The 18,170-nt window shown below is 57.9% G+C and carries 23 protein-coding genes; all 23 read right to left on the bottom strand.

The genetic code is table 11. The annotated features are described in order from the left end of the window. Positions 1-13: 13 nt before the first annotated feature. The 23 genes from ACR0NM_RS01560 to ACR0NM_RS01450 all read right to left on the bottom strand — a co-directional run bounded on the left by ACR0NM_RS01560 (position 14) and on the right by ACR0NM_RS01450 (position 18,149). Positions 14-1,558: an NADH-quinone oxidoreductase subunit M gene (locus ACR0NM_RS01560; protein WP_170403976.1), complete on the bottom strand. Its 1,545-nt coding sequence runs from the start codon at positions 1,556-1,558 to the stop codon at positions 14-16. After that, positions 1,558-3,687: an NADH-quinone oxidoreductase subunit L gene (gene nuoL, locus ACR0NM_RS01555; protein WP_170511198.1), complete on the bottom strand. Its 2,130-nt coding sequence runs from the start codon at positions 3,685-3,687 to the stop codon at positions 1,558-1,560. The genes ACR0NM_RS01560 and nuoL overlap by 1 nt, the downstream gene beginning before the upstream one ends. Before the next feature lie 6 nt (positions 3,688-3,693). Further along, complete coding sequence (gene nuoK / locus ACR0NM_RS01550; protein WP_005984024.1) at positions 3,694-3,999, bottom strand: NADH-quinone oxidoreductase subunit NuoK; 306 nt, start codon at positions 3,997-3,999, stop codon at positions 3,694-3,696. A gap of 4 nt (positions 4,000-4,003) precedes the next feature. Continuing rightward, complete coding sequence (locus ACR0NM_RS01545) at positions 4,004-4,606, bottom strand: NADH-quinone oxidoreductase subunit J (RefSeq protein ID WP_170397038.1); 603 nt, start codon at positions 4,604-4,606, stop codon at positions 4,004-4,006. After that, entirely contained in the window at positions 4,603-5,013 is a 411-nt protein-coding gene (locus tag ACR0NM_RS01540) for a carboxymuconolactone decarboxylase family protein (RefSeq protein WP_010442761.1), read from the bottom strand. Before ACR0NM_RS01540 ends, ACR0NM_RS01545 begins: the two co-directional genes overlap by 4 nt. Beyond that, a complete protein-coding gene (gene nuoI, locus ACR0NM_RS01535; RefSeq protein ID WP_480612900.1) occupies positions 5,010-5,504 on the bottom strand; it encodes an NADH-quinone oxidoreductase subunit NuoI in 495 nt (164 codons plus the stop codon). Before nuoI ends, ACR0NM_RS01540 begins: the two co-directional genes overlap by 4 nt. A gap of 1 nt (position 5,505) precedes the next feature. Next, positions 5,506-6,543: an NADH-quinone oxidoreductase subunit NuoH gene (gene nuoH, locus ACR0NM_RS01530; protein WP_039534288.1), complete on the bottom strand. Its 1,038-nt coding sequence runs from the start codon at positions 6,541-6,543 to the stop codon at positions 5,506-5,508. A gap of 204 nt (positions 6,544-6,747) precedes the next feature. Then, positions 6,748-8,769, bottom strand: a complete 2,022-nt coding sequence (gene nuoG, locus ACR0NM_RS01525; protein ID WP_170564942.1) for an NADH-quinone oxidoreductase subunit NuoG — start codon at positions 8,767-8,769, stop codon at positions 6,748-6,750. A 2-nt stretch (positions 8,770-8,771) separates the two neighbouring features. Next, positions 8,772-9,176, bottom strand: a complete 405-nt coding sequence (locus tag ACR0NM_RS01520) for a DUF5333 domain-containing protein (RefSeq protein ID WP_170424103.1) — start codon at positions 9,174-9,176, stop codon at positions 8,772-8,774. Positions 9,177-9,274: 98 nt separating this feature from the next. Next, complete coding sequence (locus ACR0NM_RS01515) at positions 9,275-9,634, bottom strand: hypothetical protein (RefSeq protein WP_170397047.1); 360 nt, start codon at positions 9,632-9,634, stop codon at positions 9,275-9,277. A 76-nt stretch (positions 9,635-9,710) separates the two neighbouring features. Next, positions 9,711-10,214, bottom strand: a complete 504-nt coding sequence (locus ACR0NM_RS01510) for a DUF3291 domain-containing protein (protein WP_170403991.1) — start codon at positions 10,212-10,214, stop codon at positions 9,711-9,713. Further along, complete coding sequence (locus ACR0NM_RS01505; protein ID WP_170424105.1) at positions 10,211-10,627, bottom strand: MAPEG family protein; 417 nt, start codon at positions 10,625-10,627, stop codon at positions 10,211-10,213. The genes ACR0NM_RS01510 and ACR0NM_RS01505 overlap by 4 nt, the downstream gene beginning before the upstream one ends. A gap of 5 nt (positions 10,628-10,632) precedes the next feature. Beyond that, positions 10,633-11,931: an NADH-quinone oxidoreductase subunit NuoF gene (gene nuoF, locus ACR0NM_RS01500; RefSeq protein WP_170403997.1), complete on the bottom strand. Its 1,299-nt coding sequence runs from the start codon at positions 11,929-11,931 to the stop codon at positions 10,633-10,635. Positions 11,932-11,938: 7 nt separating this feature from the next. After that, complete coding sequence (locus tag ACR0NM_RS01495; RefSeq protein WP_480612897.1) at positions 11,939-12,166, bottom strand: DUF5337 domain-containing protein; 228 nt, start codon at positions 12,164-12,166, stop codon at positions 11,939-11,941. 30 nt (positions 12,167-12,196) lie between these two features. Beyond that, positions 12,197-13,297 (bottom strand): NADH-quinone oxidoreductase subunit NuoE, encoded by a 1,101-nt coding sequence (gene nuoE, locus ACR0NM_RS01490; RefSeq protein ID WP_480612895.1) that lies wholly within the window; start codon positions 13,295-13,297, stop codon positions 12,197-12,199. Continuing rightward, positions 13,297-14,520, bottom strand: a complete 1,224-nt coding sequence (locus ACR0NM_RS01485) for an NADH-quinone oxidoreductase subunit D (RefSeq protein WP_480612893.1) — start codon at positions 14,518-14,520, stop codon at positions 13,297-13,299. Before ACR0NM_RS01485 ends, nuoE begins: the two co-directional genes overlap by 1 nt. Further along, on the bottom strand, positions 14,520-14,645 hold the full coding sequence (locus tag ACR0NM_RS01480) for a hypothetical protein (protein WP_010442774.1): 126 nt from the start codon (positions 14,643-14,645) through the stop codon (positions 14,520-14,522). Before ACR0NM_RS01480 ends, ACR0NM_RS01485 begins: the two co-directional genes overlap by 1 nt. Further along, a complete protein-coding gene (locus tag ACR0NM_RS01475) occupies positions 14,645-14,818 on the bottom strand; it encodes a hypothetical protein (RefSeq protein WP_170397057.1) in 174 nt (57 codons plus the stop codon). The genes ACR0NM_RS01480 and ACR0NM_RS01475 overlap by 1 nt, the downstream gene beginning before the upstream one ends. Positions 14,819-14,821: 3 nt before the next feature. Beyond that, a complete protein-coding gene (locus tag ACR0NM_RS01470; protein WP_170511208.1) occupies positions 14,822-15,424 on the bottom strand; it encodes an NADH-quinone oxidoreductase subunit C in 603 nt (200 codons plus the stop codon). 12 nt (positions 15,425-15,436) lie between these two features. Further along, positions 15,437-15,970 (bottom strand): NuoB/complex I 20 kDa subunit family protein, encoded by a 534-nt coding sequence (locus ACR0NM_RS01465; RefSeq protein ID WP_010442777.1) that lies wholly within the window; start codon positions 15,968-15,970, stop codon positions 15,437-15,439. After that, positions 15,961-16,326 (bottom strand): NADH-quinone oxidoreductase subunit A, encoded by a 366-nt coding sequence (locus ACR0NM_RS01460; RefSeq protein WP_480612891.1) that lies wholly within the window; start codon positions 16,324-16,326, stop codon positions 15,961-15,963. Before ACR0NM_RS01460 ends, ACR0NM_RS01465 begins: the two co-directional genes overlap by 10 nt. Positions 16,327-16,508: 182 nt before the next feature. Beyond that, the gene (locus ACR0NM_RS01455; RefSeq protein ID WP_480612889.1) at positions 16,509-17,291 is read right to left on the bottom strand and encodes a crotonase/enoyl-CoA hydratase family protein; all 783 of its coding nucleotides are present in this window, start codon (positions 17,289-17,291) and stop codon (positions 16,509-16,511) included. Between the two features lie 3 nt (positions 17,292-17,294). Further along, a complete protein-coding gene (locus tag ACR0NM_RS01450) occupies positions 17,295-18,149 on the bottom strand; it encodes a hydroxymethylglutaryl-CoA lyase (RefSeq protein ID WP_170397063.1) in 855 nt (284 codons plus the stop codon). Between the last annotated feature and the right edge of the window lie 21 nt (positions 18,150-18,170).

The raw sequence follows: 18,170 nt of genomic DNA, 5'->3' as shown, positions 1-18,170 counted from the left end.
CTCCAAAGCCCCCTTAATGCGAAGCGGCTGTCTGGGTTGCGGCTTCAGCCGCGGCCAGAGCCGTGTCATAGTTCGAGATTAGCGCTGCGGTGGATTGCCCGATCACATCGGTCACCAGCGAGGGATAAACCCCAAGCAGAATGGTCATCACGATCAGCGGCGCGAAGATCAGCCGCTCGCGCGAGCTCATGTCTGTGATGGCCTTGAGGCTTTCCTTGATCAGATCTCCAAAGACTACCCGGCGATAGAGCCATAGCGCATAGCCCGCTGAGAAGATCACACCGGTTGCAGCCACAGCCGTCACCCAGGTGTTGACCTGGAATGCGCCCATCAGGGTCAGGAATTCCCCGATGAAGCCCGATGTACCAGGCAAGCCGACATTGGCCATGGTGAACAGCATGAAGACCAGAGCGTAAGCCGGCATCCGGATGACCAAACCGCCATACGCCTCGATATCGCGGGTGTGCATCCGGTCATAGATCACGCCAACACACAGGAAGAGCGCTGCGGAAATGAACCCATGACTGAGCATCTGGAAGATCGCGCCATCAATGCCCTGCTGGTTCGCTGCAAAGATACCCATGGTCACAAAGCCCATATGCGCGACCGAGGAATAGGCGATCAGCTTCTTCATATCCTCCTGCACCAGCGCGACCAGAGAGGTGTAGACAACGGCAATCGCCGACATCCACAGCACCACATCGGTCATCACCGCAGACCCCACCGGGAACATCGGCAGGCTGAAGCGCAGGAAGCCATAGCCGCCCATCTTCAACAGGATCGCCGCCAGCACGACCGAACCCGCCGTCGGCGCCTGAACGTGCGCATCCGGCAGCCAGGTATGCACCGGCCACATCGGCATCTTCACCGCGAACGACGCGAAGAAGGCCAGGAACATCAGCGTCTGCATGCCGCCGACGATATAGATGCCCAGTACGCTGAACCCTTCGGACGAGAACTGATGGCTCATCAGCGCCTCGATATCCGTGGTGCCCGCATCCGCATACATCGCAACCATCGCCACCAGCATCAGCACCGAGCCGAGGAAGGTGTATAGGAAGAACTTGAAGCTGGCATAGATGCGGTCCTTGCCACCCCAGATACCGATGATCAGGAACATCGGGATCAGGCCCGCCTCGAAGAACAGGTAAAACAGCACGAGATCCAGCGCCATGAACACGCCCAGCATCAGCGTTTCCAGCAGCAGGAATGCGATCATGTATTCCTTGACCCGGTCCGTGACCTGCCAGCTGGCCAGAATGGTCAGCGGCATGATGAAGGTGGTCAGCAGCACGAAAAGAACGCTGATACCATCGACACCCATCTTGTACTTCAGGCCCAGCAGCCACTCGCCCTCTTCCACCATCTGGAAGCCGGTGTTGGACGGATCAAAGCCGGTATAGATGCCGATTGAGACCAGAAAGGTCACGGTTGTGGCAACCAGCGCAACCCATTTGGCGTTGCGCTGCGCGGCTACGTCCTCGCCATGCAGAAACAGGGCCAGAATGCCTGCTGCGATGGCGGGGATGAAGGTGACAATAGATAGGATATTGTCCATTAGTTTGCGCCTCCGCCGATCGACATCCAGGTGACAAGAGCGGCGATGCCCAAAACCATCCAGAAGGCGTAAGTAAAGATGTAACCCGTCTGAGCTTTGCCTGCGAGGCGGGTAAAGAAGGGCACGACGCCCATCGAAACCCCGTTCAGGAAGCCATCAATCGTGTTGCCGTCACCGCGTTTCCACAGGAACCGACCCAGCGCAATGGTAGGTTTGACAAAGATCGCGTCGTAGATCTCGTCAAAGTACCACTTATTCTTGAGAAACAGGTACAGCGGCCGCTGGTTCGCCGCCAGACGAGCGGGCAGCGACGTGTTCACGATGTAGAACCAATAGGCGACGACAAAACCCAGCAGCATAGCAACAAAAGGCGATACTTTGACCCATTTCGGAGCCTCATGCGCATCGTTCAGGACATTGTTGTCAGGTGCCATATAAAGCGCGCCTTCGCCCGGCTCACCGCCAAAGCTGGCATGCTTTTTGTCCGCCTTGTAGTCACCCTCGCCTTTATCAGCCTTCGCGTCGACTTGGTCGTCATCTGCCTTGGCCTCACCATGAGATGCGTCTGCGGCAACTTCGCCATGACCGCCGGTCTCTTCCGCCAGCGGAATGCCGTAGAACTTGGCCACTTTATCGGTGTAGCCGAAGAACTGGTTGTACCACAGCATCCCCGAGAACACCGCGCCCAGCGACAGCACGCCCAGTGGGACCAGCATGACCATTGGACTTTCATGCGCGTGCTCATGCGTGTGCTTGTCGCCACGCGGCTCGCCATAGAAGGTCAGGAATATCAGACGCCAGCTGTAGAATGAGGTGAACACCGCTGCGATTACCAACATCCAGAAGGCATAACCTGTGCCACCTACAAAGGCGCTTTCGATTATGGCATCCTTCGACAGGAACCCGGCGAAGCCAAACGTGGTCAGCGGGATGCCCACACCGGTAATGGCCAGCGTGCCGATCATCATCGCCCAGAACGTATAGGGGATTTTCTTCCGCAGACCACCGTACTCGGTCATCTCCTGCTCATGATGCATTGCATGGATCACTGAACCGGCACCAAGGAACAGCAGCGCCTTGAAGAACGCGTGCGTCAGCAGATGGAACATCGCGGCTGAGTACATGCCAACGCCGGCGGCGACAAACATGTAACCCAATTGCGAACAGGTCGAATACGCAATGACCCGCTTGATATCGGTCTGCACCAAGCCCACGGTTGCTGCGAAAAACGCAGTCGAAGCGCCAAGGAAGGCTATGAACCCAGTGGCCCCCGGTGCGAACTCCATCAGCGGCGACATACGGCAGACCAGGAACACACCTGCGGTAACCATGGTCGCAGCGTGGATCAGCGCGGACACAGGGGTCGGACCTTCCATCGCATCCGGCAGCCAGGTGTGTAGTATCAACTGCGCCGATTTACCCATCGCGCCAATGAACAGCAGAACACAGATCACCTCAATCGCAGTCCACTCACCCCAGAGGAAGCTCAGTTTTTCCTCCGCCAATGCCGGGGCCGACGCGAATATGTCTGAGAAATTGATGCTGTCGGTCAGGAAGAACAGCGCGAAGATCCCCAGCGCAAAGCCGAAATCGCCCACTCGGTTCACGATGAACGCTTTCATCGCCGCTGCATTGGCGCTGGGCTTGCGATAATAGAACCCGATCAGCAGGTACGAGGCGACACCCACGCCTTCCCAGCCAAAGAACATCTGAACCAGATTGTCCGCCGTCACCAGCATCAGCATGGCGAAGGTGAAGAACGACAGATAGGCAAAGAAACGCGGCTTATAGCTTTCGCCTTCACGCCATTGCGGGTCGTGATCCATGTAGCCGAACGAATACAAGTGAACCAGCGCCGAAACGGTCGTCACCACGATCAGCATGATCGCCGTCAGACGGTCCAGACGAATGGCCCAGCTGGTCGACAGCGAACCACTTTCGATCCAGCGCATGATCTCGATCTGCTGGGTGTGGCCGTCAAATGAAAGGAAGACGATCCAGCTGAGCAGGCAGGCCAGAAACAGCAGGCCCGTGGCAGTCCACATGGCGGCTTTCTCACCAATGAAGCGCCAGCCAAAACCGCAGATCAACGCACCCACGAGCGGGGCAAAGAGGATGGTGGTTTCCATATTCTCTTACCCCTTCATCATATTGACGTCTTCAACCGCGATGGTGCCACGGTTGCGGAAGAAGCAGACCAGAATGGCAAGACCAATCGCCGCCTCAGCCGCCGCAACTGTCAACACGAACAGCGTAAAGACCTGCCCGACCAGATCGCCGAGGAAACTAGAGAACGCCACGAGGTTGATATTCACCGCCAGCAGCATCAACTCGATGCTCATCAGCAGGATGATGACGTTCTTGCGGTTCAGGAAGAGACCGAAAATGCCGATGACGAATAGCGTCGCCGCGACCGTAAGATAGTGTTCAAGTCCGATCATCGTCTCAAAGTCCCTGCCCCGGTTTCACGTCCTTCAACTCCATCGCTTTGGCCGGGTCGCGCATCATCTGGCCGATGATGTCCTGACGCTTGATGTCCTGACGGTGGCGCAGTGTCAGCACAATGGCACCGATCATGGCCACCAGCAGGATCAGGCCCGCCAGTTGGAACAGAAGGAAGTATTGATCGTATAGAATGACGCCTAGCGCCTCAGTGTTGTGGCGGTCGCTCGGTACCGGCTGCGCCAGATTGGCGGCGGCACCCTGCGCGCTGTCCCATGCTCCGATGGCCATGACGAACTGCATCAGGATCACCAATCCGATCAACAGCGCTAGCGGCATGTAGCGCGCCATCTCGGCCTTCAGCTCGGCAAAGTCCACATCCAGCATCATCACCACGAAGAGGAACAGAACCGCGACCGCGCCGACATAAACGATAATCAGCAGCATCGCCACGAACTCGGCCCCCAGCAGCACGAACAGGCCCGCCGAGGACAGAAAGGACAGGATCAGCCACAGCACCGAATGCACCGGCTGGCGGCTGATCACCGTGAATAGCCCGCCGGTGATGGCGCTGATGGCAAACAGATAGAAGGCAAAGACGGTCATTGATCCTCATCCTCGTTATCACCCATGACCTCTTGCGCCAGATCCAGTGCGCGGGTCATGGCCGGAATGCCGGCAAAGACCGACATCTGACCGATCGTTTCCACGATCTCTTGTTTCTTCGCGCCAGCTTCCAGCGCGTGGCGCACGGTCTGACGCACCGCCGAGTCCGCCTGAGCGCCCTGACAGGTCAGCCCGGCCAGCGTCAGCAGAAGGCGAGTTTTGGCGTCCAGCCCGTCCTTGTTGACGGTATTGCCGAACATCATCTCCATGACCTCTTTCGGCATGGTCGGCCACAGCGCCTCGAACCCTTTGGGCGAGAAATTTTCCATCGCCGGGTTCATCGCCTTGGCCATGTCCTGAGCTTGCTTCATCATCAGCTCGAACGGATTTGTCGGACTGTCACTCATCTGTACGGCGCGTCCATTTCCAGATTGCGAGCGATTTCGGCTTCCCAGCGTTCGCCATTATCCAGCAGTTTCTGCTTGTCGTAGAACAACTCTTCCCGGGTTTCGGTGGCGAATTCGAAATTCGGGCCCTCGACGATGGCATCAACCGGACATGCCTCCTGGCAGAAACCGCAATAGATGCATTTGGTCATGTCGATGTCATAGCGCGTGGTGCGGCGGCTTCCGTCTTCGCGCGGCTCGGCATCGATGGTGATGGCTTGTGCAGGACAGATCGCTTCGCACAGTTTGCAGGCGATGCAGCGTTCCTCACCGTTCGGATAACGGCGCAGGGCATGTTCACCCCGGAACCGCGGGGACAAGGGCCCCTTTTCATGCGGGTAGTTCACGGTGGCTTTTGGGGCGAAGAAATACTTCAAGCCCAATTTCATTCCGACCCAGAAGTCCTGCAGCAGGAAATACTTGGCGGCGCGGGTGTATTCGATTTGAGTCATATCAGCCTCCTACGCTCCAACGGGCAAACGCGCCCCAGAACCAGTCGAATTTCGCCGCGAAGGCCACGAAGACGACCCAGACGAGGCTGAACGGCAAGAACACTTTCCAACCCAGGCGCATCAACTGATCATAGCGGTAGCGGGGTGTGATCGCCTTGACCATCGCGAAGATGAAGAAGAAGAACGCCATCTTGGCAACCATCCACAATACGCCGTCAGGCAGGCCTGGGATCGGGGACAGCCAACCGCCAAAGAACAGCAGTGTGGTCAGAGCACACATCAGGAAGATGGCGATGTATTCACCGGCCATGAAAAGCAGGAAAGGCGTGGCCGAGTATTCGACCTGATAGCCTGCAACCAGTTCCGATTCCGCCTCGGGCAGATCGAAGGGTGGCCGGTTGGTTTCAGCCAATGCCGAGATGAAAAACAGGAACACCATCGGGAAATGCGGCAGCCAGTACCAGCTGAAGAACCCGAACGAGCCATCCTGTGCGCGGACGATATCACCAAAGTTCATCGAACCGGTCGAGATGATGATGCCGATGATGATCAGACCGATGGATACCTCGTATGAAATCATCTGCGCGGCAGAGCGCAGCGACCCAAGGAATGGATACTTTGAGTTCGACGCCCAACCACCCATAATCACGCCATAAACCTCAAGCGATGAGACTGCGAAGACATAGAGGATGGCGACGTTGATGTCCGACAGGACCCAGCCATCGTTGAACGGGATCACCGCCCAGGCGATCATCGCGAGGACAAAACTGGTCAATGGTGCGAGGATAAACACCGTACGGTCGGCACCTGCGGGAATGACGACCTCTTTCACCACATATTTCAGTGCGTCCGCCACCGATTGCAGCAGGCCGTATACGCCGACAACGTTGGGGCCGCGACGCATCTGGACGGCGGCCCAGATCTTGCGGTCGCCGTAAACGAGGAACAACAGCGAGATCATCACGAACGCAACAACAGCAAGCACTTGCGCCAGAATGATGATGGCTATTCCGCCTGGGGTGTTAAAGAAGTCAGCCATTGGTCCTCACACCGTGGGTATTTTGGTTTCCGCGTGCGATGCAAAGGCCAGATGCCTGCGCAATCTGCGGCTGGGTCGGCGCGTTGGTGTAAACAGCATCTGCCGTCTGTACGCCACCCTTAATCTTCAATTTCACACGCAAATCCGGCGCGGCTATCTGCCACCCGGGCACCGCGTACGTCTGCGATATGAAACGTTTCTGGTTCATTCAGCCGCAATCTTCTCAGTCTTGCGGGTCTGCGCCTGTGCCGATAGTTCGGCCATCAATTGGGAGGCGCGGGCAATCGGGTTGGTCAGGTAGAAATCCTTGATTGCATTGCGGAAGCTGGCTTCACCCAATTTTCCGGCTTGTAGCGCCGCTGCTTCATTCTCAATCACCTCATCAATGCGCGCCAGATGCGGAACAGATTCGAGCAAGGAGGTGCGCAATTGAGCCAATGTATCGTAGGGCAGAGTAGCCCCCAGCTCGGCAGACAACGCCCTTAGGATTGCCCAGTTTTCCTTGGCCTCTCCCGGTGCAAAGCCTGCGCGCATGGCGAGTTGAGGACGCCCTTCGGTGTTCACGAACAGACCGTTTTCTTCTGTGTAAGCCGCCCCCGGCAGGATCACATCTGCGCGGTGCGCGCCACGATCGCCGTGACTACCCTGATAGATCACAAAAGCACCCTCGCCGATCTCGACCTCATCGGCACCGAGGTTATAGATCACATCGGCCGCGTTGACCGCCTCCATGCCACTTTCGTTGGTCGCATCCACATCCATCGCACCCACGCGCGATGCTGCGGTGTGCAGAACGATCAGCCCACTTTCGGTATTGCTTGCAATGGCTTGCGCGGCGGCCAGAACGGCAGAGCCATCGGCCTCCTGCAGCGCGCCCTGCCCGACGATGACAAGAGAGCGCTTGCCCTTGATCTCATCATCACCACCCATATCAACGATGGTCTGCAGCGCGGCACGGTCGCTGCCTACATGGTGATACTCATAGGTCAGATCGACGGCAGGCCCGACCAGGGCCACCTCGGCGCCGTGTGCCCAGGCCTTGCGGATACGAGCATTCAAAACCGGAGCCTCGTCACGCGGGTTGGTCCCGATCAACAGGATACGTTCAGCCGCATCAATATCTTCGATTGCCGCGGTCCCGGCATAGGCTGCTCGGTTACCCGCAGGCAGTTTGGCGCCGTCGGTGCGGCACTCAACGATACCGCCTTGCCCTTCGATCATCTGTTTGAGTGCGAATGTGGCCTCAACTGGAGCCAGATCACCGACAATCCCGGCTGGCTTCTCAGCCCCTTTCAGTGCCTCAGCGGCTTTGGTCAATGCCTCGGGCCAAGTGGCTGGTCGCAGCTTGCCGTTTTCCCGCACATACGGCTTGTCCAGCCGTTGGCGCCGCAACCCGTCCCAGACAAAGCGGGTCTTGTCGCTGATCCATTCCTCGTTCACACCGTCATGGTTGCGCGGCAGAAAGCGCATCACTTCACGCCCTTTGGTATCTACACGGATGCTTGAGCCCAAAGCGTCCATCACGTCGATACTCTCGGTTTTGGTCAGTTCCCAAGGGCGAGCGGTGAATGCATATGGCTTCGAGGTCAACGCCCCTACCGGGCACAGATCGATGATGTTGCCCTGCAGGTTCGAATCCAGCGTCTGGTTCAGGTACGAGGTGATCTCGGCATCTTCGCCACGCCCGGTCTGGCCCATCTGAGTGATCCCGGCAACCTCGGTGGTGAAGCGCACGCAACGAGTACAACTGATGCAGCGAGTCATCGCGGTGCCAACCAACGGACCCAGATCCAGATCATCCACGGCACGCTTGGCTTCTTTGAAGCGCGTCCCTGACAGACCATAGGCCATGGCCTGATCCTGCAGGTCACACTCACCGCCCTGATCGCAGATCGGGCAATCCAGCGGGTGGTTGATCAGCAGAAACTCCATCACCCCTTCGCGGGCCTTCTTGACCATAGGCGAGTTCGTCTTGACCACCGGTGCCTGCCCTTCCGGACCCGGACGCAGATCGCGCACCTGCATCGCGCAGGAGGCCGCCGGTTTCGGCGGGCCGCCCACGACCTCGACCAGACACATCCGGCAGTTCCCGGCAATCGACAGACGCTCGTGATAGCAAAAGCGCGGCACTTCGACCCCGGCCTGCTCGCAGGCCTGGATCAGTGTCATCGCGCCATCGACTTCGATTTCCTGCCCGTCGATATTGACTTTGCGGAGGTCAGACATCGCTAGTTCGCCCTCAAATACACGCCGATGGCGCTGTTTCTTTCAATCTCTTTCCGCCCCAACGTGCAGAAAGAATTGGGATTTTCATAAGACACGCCGTTTTGGGTCAGATACGCCTCACCCTTGGCACGCATCCTGTCTTTCTCGGCATCCGAGTCCACATAGGCGCGGATTTCCTTGTCCGAATATCCCAGTTTGTTCGCCTTGGACCGCAGATCCCACATCACCCCAATCGCCTTAAGTCGACGCCCGCTGATCGACGGACAGTACTCCGAAATCTCATTTGCGATCGCGATGTAGTAGAGTTCGTTGTCGATCTCTTTGACATCCCTCAAGGGTGGTTTGGCTTCGGCCATTACAGGCATCGAAATCGCGCAAATCGCGGCCAGAAGTCGTACAACAGTCATGACATTTCCTTTCGTCTTGGGATTCCCAAGACGGCGGTCAGCCGGGCTGCTATGCAATAACAGCCCATGGGTTTTGCCGTGATATGCGATACGGTGGCTCATGGTCGCTGACAGCTTCCGGCATACGTCAGCTTATCGTTTTCGATCCGTAGATTTTGCGGCTCGGTCTCCGGCCCAACCTTCCATACAATTCTGGACGATCCAAAATTCTGAATGCAGAATTTTGTCGCCTCATAGCGGCCCGCTTCGCGTGCGCCTTCCAATGACTGCGAAACGCCATTCACAGTCACAGTGAAATCGGTAGGTGTCGTCTTCTTATCCACGTGTTTAGCGTTGGCGTTGAAGAAAATGCCATCAAACGCCACGCGGGTCGCCCTCGATTTCGCTGTACCGCAGGCAGATACAAGTAAGCTTCCCACCAATACCATTGTCATTACGAATACGCGTTTCGCCATCATGACCACTCCTGTTTCGTGGCTGGCGCTTGTGGCATCCGCTGATGCGCAGGAGAAAGCGTATGAAACAACATCCCGCTCACTCCGCCGCGACCTGTACGCAACGATTGTCGCGCCACTTGCTGGCCTGTTTCAATTCTGCCCACCCAAAGGCATGCTCGCTGGGTCCTTCCGAGCGCAGCTTTTCCAGACGATCCAGCGCTTCGGCCAAACTGGGGCAATGCCCTTCCCGCACCCACCACATGACAAAATGTTGTTCGCCAAGGATTTCGAACCACTCTTGCCGACGCTCGTAGAACTGTTTGTGGATAGTCCCCCAAACAAATTTCTCAAGGCTGGCGACGTCTTCCCAAACCGTCAGGTTCGCGACGAATTGCGGATCATCCCCGATGCTGTTTTCGGTGTTGCCTGTTCCCGGTTCTCCGGACCCTTCCATCATCCAGACAAAGCCGGACATCCGCTTGCCAAGCCCGTTGACGCGATCCAGGTTGGCCATGAATTCAGCCACGCGCGGATCGTCTGTTGGCGCCAACAAACGGCCGACATTCAACTCGGCCAGATGATATCCTTCGGGCTGGATCAAAACGCGGCCACCAAAGCAATAAGGCCAAGAATGAACATGCAGGCCCATCCAACCACATAAGCAACAGACCGGACCCCGCTATGCGGCTTGCCGATCCCGCGCAGGTGAATCACCAACATAACAACCCGCGCCAGCAGCGCTACTGAGGCCAGCAGGTTCACCCAGAACGGGCTGGCCCCCAACAGGATCGCCGCGACTGTAACAGTCAAAAAGGCAGGCAGAGTTTCAGTGCCGTTCAGATAAGCGCGGTTCAAACGATAGGCCCTGTCCGAATAATCCTGATCCGGAGTGGCCCCCGGTGCCAGCCCCTTGCCCGCTTTTGCAAGCGCCGAGAACGGCGACATGAACAGAACGATCAGGGTAAAGATCACCAAAGCGGCGATCGCGTGGGAATATTCGGCATAGACTTCCATCGATTTTACTCCGCTGCCATCGCACCCATGCGGCCCGATTTCTGGGCCTTGATGCGGTCCTCTATTTCTTCTCGGAAATTGCGGATCAGACCTTGGATCGGCCAGGCCGCCGCATCGCCAAGGGCGCAGATCGTGTGGCCTTCAACCTGTTTGGTGACGTCAAACAGCATGTCGATCTCTTCCAGTTCGGCTTCACCGCGTACAAGACGGTCCATCACGCGCATCATCCAACCAGTGCCTTCACGACATGGCGTACACTGGCCGCAACTTTCGTGCTTGTAGAACTTCGACAACCGCCAGATTGCCTTGATGATGTCGGTGGACCTGTCCATCACGATGACCGCTGCCGTGCCCAGACCCGAACCCAGCTCTCCACGCAGATAGTCAAAATCCATGATCGCGTCGCGCATGTTCTCACCGCGAACACATGGCACCGAAGACCCGCCGGGGATCACCGCCAGCAGATTGTCCCAACCGCCACGAATGCCGCCGCAGTGGGTCTCGATCAGCTCTTCGAAGGAAATCGACATCGCCTCTTCGACGACGCACGGGTTGTTTACATGGCCCGAGATCGCAAACAGCTTGGTGCCCGCGTTGTTCTGACGGCCAAAACCGGCGAACCAGTCCGCGCCACGACGCAGGATGGTAGGCACAACGGCGATGGATTCCACATTGTTCACCGTGGTCGGGCAGCCATAAAGGCCCGCGCCCGCCGGGAACGGAGGCTTCATGCGCGGCATGCCCTTCTTGCCCTCAAGGCTTTCGATCAGAGCGGTTTCCTCGCCGCAGATATAGGCCCCGGCTCCGTGATGCAGGAACAGGTCGAAATCCCAGCCCGAACCAGCGGCGTTCTTGCCCAGCAGACCGGCATCGTAAGCCTCGTCGATCGCAGCCTGCAGCGCCTCACGCTCGCGGATGTATTCACCGCGCAGGTAGATATAGCAGGTATGCGCGTTCATCGCGAAGGACGCGATCAGGCAGCCCTCGATCAGCGTGTGCGGATCATGACGCATAATCTCGCGGTCTTTGCAGGTACCGGGCTCGGATTCATCCGCGTTCACAACCAGATAAGCTGGACGCCCATCGCTTTCCTTGGGCATGAACGACCACTTCAAACCGGTCGGAAAACCCGCTCCACCACGACCACGAAGGCCTGAGTCCTTCATCGTCTGGATGATCCAGTCGCGGCCCTTTTCGATCAGGCCAGCGGTGCCGTCCCAATGCCCCCGGGCCTGCGCGCCTTTCAACGTACGCTCATGCATCCCGTAGATGTTGGTAAAGATCCTGTCCTGATCCTTCAGCATCGCTCAGTTACCCTTGGCTATCCTGACGCATGCGCCAGAGTTGAAATATGTTGACGCCCGCATAGATGAATCCCGCCAGAGCGGCGAAATCAAACAGCAGCGCATAGCGCCCCGGCAATCCGATTGCTGGGCCGATGAACAAGGTCATGCCAAGCCAAATCACCATCGTCACCGCAATGACGATGCCGATATGTCGGCCCTTGCGGGCTATGGCCAGTTCCTTGTCCGTATCCATCTCGTCCTGATGCCCCGAACGGGCACTCGTTTAATCTTCGTAAGTGCCGTCTTCTTTGGCACGTTTGGCAAACTCGGTTTCTTCACCTGCAGCCAGTTTCGCGGCTTGTTCGATCCACCCGTCCCGTTCGATCCGGCCTTTGAATTTCAGGCGCGCATCCACCCAGGCCACTTGCTCGGGTGTCCAGGCAGCGATCTGGTCATAGTGGTAGAAGCCCAACTCGTTCAGAGTCTCTTCCAGCTTTGGACCTACGCCCTTCAGCATCTTCAGATCATCGGGCTTGCCATCGCGCGCACTGCTCAGCGTTTCCGGTTGATCCTCTTTCGCCGCTTTCGCCTCAGCGGCCTGTTTCACCGCTGGCTTCGCCGGGGCCGGCGCTTTAGGCGGCTTCGGCGCGGCCTTGGTCGCCGTCGCTTTTCCATCCTTGCCCAGCCAAGGGGTCAGGATTGGAACCTCGGTCCCATCGATGCGCTTGACTGTATCGCCCAGATCGCTCGCAAGCTGAACACTTGCGTTATACTGCGTTCTGCCGCTGTCATACTCTGTCAAGCTGGTCAGGCCTTTCAGAGGTTCCGCTGCATATCGCCCGTTCTGAGGGCCTGGAGTTGGCACTTTGCCCGCCACCAGATCATCGAGAATCTTGCCAAAGCTCTCGGTCGTCAGGTCTTCGTAGTAATCCTTGCCGATCTGAGCCATCGGCGCGTTGGTGCAGGACCCGAGGCATTCCACCTCTTCCCAACTCAGCTTGCCGTCAGCAGACAGTTCATGCGGCTTGGTCGCGATCTTTTCCTTGCAGACCGCAATCAGATCCTCGGCCCCGCAGATCATGCAGGAGGTCGTGCCGCACACCTGAATATGTGCAACCGATCCAACCGGCTGCAGTTGGAACATGAAGTAGAACGAGGCGACCTCAAGCACGCGGATATAGGCCATGCCCAGCATGTCAGCGACGGATTCAATCGCCGGACGGCTCAGCCACCCCTCTTGTTCCTGCGCACGCCACAGCAGCGGGATCACCGCACTGGCCTGACGGCCCTCGGGGTATTTGGTCATCTGCGCTTCGGCCCATTGCTGATTGGCAGCGGTGAAGGCAAAGCTTTCGGGTTGTTCAGGATAAAGACGGCGGAGCATTAGCGGTCAATCTCTCCAAATACGACGTCCATGGTGCCGATGATGGCGGCGACGTCGGCCAGCTGGTGGCCCTTGGCGACGTGGTCCATGGCTTGCAGGTGCAGAAAGCCTGGCGCGCGCAGTTTGGCGCGATAGGGTTTGTTGGTACCATCGGCGACCAGATAGACGCCGAACTCGCCCTTGGGGGCTTCGACGGCGGCGTAAACCTCGCCCTCAGGGACGTGAAAGCCTTCGGTATAGAGCTTGAAGTGATGGATCAGGCTTTCCATCGAGGTCTTCATGTCCAAGCGTTTCGGCGGAGTGATCTTGCCACGCGCCAGAACGTCACCGGGGCAGTCGCGGATTTTGGCGATAGCTTGGCGTATAATCAGCAGCGACTGGCGCATCTCTTCCATGCGGACGAGATAGCGGTCATAGCAGTCGCCGTTTTTGCCGACGGGGATCTGGAATTCGAATTCGTCATAGCATTCATAGGGCTGCGCGCGACGCAGGTCCCAAGCCAGGCCCGATCCGCGCACCATAACGCCCGAGAAGCCGTATTTCTGAATGTCATCCTCGGTCACGACACCAATGTCGGCGTTACGCTGTTTGAAGATGCGGTTTTCGGTCAGCAGACCGTCGATGTCGTCCAGAACGGCGGGGAATTCGTGGCTCCAAGCCTCGATATCGTCCAGCAGTTCCGGCGGTAGGTCCTGATGAACACCACCGGGGCGGAAATAGGCGGCGTGCAAGCGGGCACCACAGGCGCGCTCGTAGAACACCATCAGCTTTTCACGCTCCTCAAAACCCCAGAGCGGCGGGGTCAGCGCGCCCACATCCATCGCCTGAGTGGTCACGTTCAACAGGTGGTTAAGAATACGACCGATCTCGGAATAGAGGACCCGGATCAGCGAGCCGCGACGCGGCACTTCAACCCCGGTCAGCTTTTCGATGGCCAGACACCAGGCGTGTTCCTGGTTCATCGGCGCCACATAATCCAGACGATCGAAATAGGGCAGGTTCTGCAGATACGTCCGGCTTTCCATCAGCTTTTCAGTACCACGGTGCAGCAGGCCGATATGCGGGTCGCAGCGCTCGACAATCTCACCGTCCAACTCAAGCACAAGACGCAAAACCCCGTGCGCCGCAGGGTGTTGCGGGCCGAAGTTGATGTTGAAGTTGCGGATTTTCTGTTCCCCGCTCAGCGCGTCCGTGCTGCCGTCATCGTATCTTGAGCCGTCCATCAACGCCCTCGTTTCTTCTTCGCTTCGGCCCGAACCCGGACCTTTTCCGCCTCAGCTGCCTTGGCAGCGGCCCCAGCCAACAGAACCCCAAGCGCCCCCAACGCAATCAGTTCCCCCAGACCCATCAACGGCGCTCCATCTCTTGCAGTTTCATGGCCATGATCCAAATCAGGATCAGCGTTCCAATCGGGATGACGCAGGCTACGACCCAGTATTTCTCGATCCCGAAATGCGGTAGCAGCTTCAGCATCGGGATAATCGTGGCAACCGTGACGGCAATCCAGATCAGGAACTCCATGACTTACGACTCCTGTTTTTCATCCCCCGGAAGAATGTAGTTCGCACCTTCCCACGGGGACATGAAATCAAATTGACGGTATTCCTGAACCAATGAGACCGGTTCGTAGACCACGCGCTTTTGCGCTTCGTCATAGCGGACTTCAGTATAGCCAGTGGTCGGGAAATCCTTGCGCAGCGGATAGCCGCGGAAACCATAATCCGTAAGGATGCGTCGCAAGTCTGGATGACCCGAGAACAGGATGCCGAACATGTCGAACACCTCGCGCTCGAACCAATTGGCAGAGGGGTGCACGTCCACGATTGAAGGCACCATGTCATCTTCTCGGATCGAGACTCGCAAGCGAATGCGCTGGTTCTGATACATTGACAGGAAGTGGTAGACCACATCGAACCGCTTGGCCCGTTCGGGGTAGTCGACGCCGGTGATGTCAACCAGGGTCGAGAACTGGCAGGTCCGCTCACTTTTGAGAAACTCAATGAATTCCACCAGATTCGAAGGAGCCACATCGACGTTCAGCTCGCCATGGGTCACATCCCAGGCCAGAACGCAATCTGCACGTTTCAGCTCCAACTGAGCGCCGAGTTCTTTGAGTGCTTCGCTCATCTGCCCTCTCCCTTAGCGTACAATCGTGCCGGTGCGGCGGATTTTGCGTTGCAACTGCATCAATCCATACAACAACGCCTCAGCGGTTGGAGGGCAGCCGGGCACGTAGATGTCCACCGGAACAACCCGGTCACAGCCACGAACGACCGAATAGGAATAGTGATAGTACCCACCACCATTCGCGCAGGACCCCATCGAGATCACATAGCGCGGCTCGGGCATCTGGTCATAAACCTTGCGCAGCGCCGGAGCCATCTTGTTGGTCAGCGTTCCAGCGACGATCATCACATCAGACTGGCGCGGAGACGCACGAGGCGCGATGCCGAACCGTTCCGCGTCATACCGTGGCATCGAGGTGTGCATCATCTCTACCGCGCAGCAGGCCAGACCAAAGGTCATCCAGTGCAGGGATCCGGTCCGCGCCCAGTTGATGATGTCCTCGGTCGAGGTCAGCAGAAATCCCTTGTCCTGCAGTTCTGCGTTCAGGGCCTGGGTGGCGACTTCCTTGTCGACGCCGGCGGTGTTTGCGCCCGTCATCACTCCCATTCCAGGGCCCCTTTCTTCCATTCATAGGCAAAGCCGATGGTCAGCACCGCCAGGAACACCATCATCGACCAGAACCCAACATTGCTGATGTCTTTGAAGCCAACGGCCCAGGGGAACAGGAAGGCGATTTCCAGATCAAAGATAATGAAGAGAATCGCGACCAGATAGAATCGGACATCAAACTTCATCCGCGCATCGTCGAATGCGTTGAAGCCACATTCATAGGCGCTGACCTTTTCGGGGTCGGGATTGCGGACAGCCAGGACCACAGCAGCCAGAATCAGTACGATTCCAAGGCCTACGGCAACGGCCAGAAACACCAGAATCGGGAGGTACTCCCGCAGCAGGTCTTCCACGTATAGCTCCTTTCCTGCGCAAGTCCCGAAAGGGTGCGCCGTCAATTGGCGATTTGACTGGACATTCTCTATCCCTGTGGGGTCAGAGGGTCAACCGAACAGAAACGCGCAGGTCGGCATTGTTACAATCATCCAGCGGGCTATTGCGGAGAACACTTCTGGAACAAAGTGATCGGCTAAACCTAACTAATCCATGCAGGTTTTCGTTTGTCGAAAAAGGCGCCGATTCCCTCTTGCGCCTCATCAGTTTCCCAACGCGCGACAAGCTGTCGAATGGTGTGGTCAATCACCGCGTCATCAATTCGCGGCCCAAGTGACTGGATCAGCTGCTTGGCCGAAGACACTGCACCGGGTGCACAGGACAGATAGGGAAGCACCTCGGCTTCAACCGCCTCGGCCAACGTTTCAGCGGGCACTGCGCGGGCCAGCAGGCCCAGTTCGACCGCTTCCGCCGCTTCGAACAGGCGGGCAGACATAAAGACGCGCCGCGACCGTGCTTCGCCCATTCGGGCAATGACATAGGGTCCAATCGTCGCCGGGATCAGGCCAAGCCGCGTCTCGGTCAGACCCATCTTCAGGCTTTCCACACCGATCGCCACATCGCAGACCGAGGCCATCCCGACACCTCCACCAAACGCGTTTCCCTGCAACGCGCCGATCAAGGGTTTGGGCAGCGTATTTAGGGCATTCAGCATCTCAGCCAGCTTGCGCGCTTCGGCAAAACGCGTCTCGGGATCTGCAGCCATCTGCGCCTGCATCCAACCCAGATCTCCCCCGGCGCAAAAGCTCTTGCCCGCGGCGGCCAGAACCACCACCCGCACCGCATCATCATTTGCCAATTGCCCAGCGGCCTTGGTTAGTTCTGCAATCATCTGCGCCGACAGTGCGTTGTGCTTCTCGGGTCGATCCAGCGTCAGAGTTGCCACGCCACGCGCGTCTGTGTTCAGCGTAATGGTCTCGAACATATCTTATTCCGCCCGCATTGCCCGCGCCATGCGCGCCGCCTGTTCCAGAACCGGCACATCCAGACCGGTCTCATATCCCAACCGTTCCAGATGTGCGGTCACGGCTTCGGTTGCGACATTACCGGCCGCGCCCGGCGCATAAGGGCAACCACCCAGCCCGCCCACGGCGGTATCAAATACCCGCACACCCAAGGCAAGCGAAGCGTCTATGTTGTCGATTGCCCGCCCGTTGGTATCATGAAAATGTCCTGCAAGCCGGGTAACCGGCACTCGTTCGCGCACGGCCAGCAGCATATGAGCAATCTTGTCCGGCGTTCCCTGCCCAATTGTGTCCCCCAGCGAAATCTCATAGCAGCCATGGGCAAACAGCGCGTCCGCCACCTCGGCCACCTTCTCGGGTGGGGTCGGGCCGTCATAGGGACAGTCGGTCACGCACGAGACATAGCCCCGGACGGGCAGATCAATATGTCGTGCCGCTTCGAGAATGGGCACAAACCGTTCGATGGATTCGGCAATCGTCGCGTTTATGTTCGCTTTCGAGAATCCCTCGGACGCCGAAGCAAACACCGCGATCTCATCTGCCTTGGCTGCCAACGCGTCCTCATACCCGCGCATATTCGGCGTCAGCGCAGCGTACCGCACGCCTTCGGTCCGTGTGATTCCAGCCATAACTTCACCGCTGCCCGCCATTTGCGGGACCCATTTCGGTGAGACAAAACTGGCAACTTCGATCCGGTTGAAACCGGCCCGGCTGAGGCAATCGACCAAGGCGACCTTCTCGGCCACCGGGATCTCGCGCTGTTCGTTCTGCAGGCCGTCGCGTGGCCCGACCTCGAATATTTCGACCCGTTCTTTCATCAGCGCATCCCTTCCCGGTTT

The sequence above is a fragment of the Ruegeria sp. AF2 genome (genome assembly GCF_056542025.1).
This window is presented reverse-complemented; position numbering and strand designations above follow the sequence as displayed.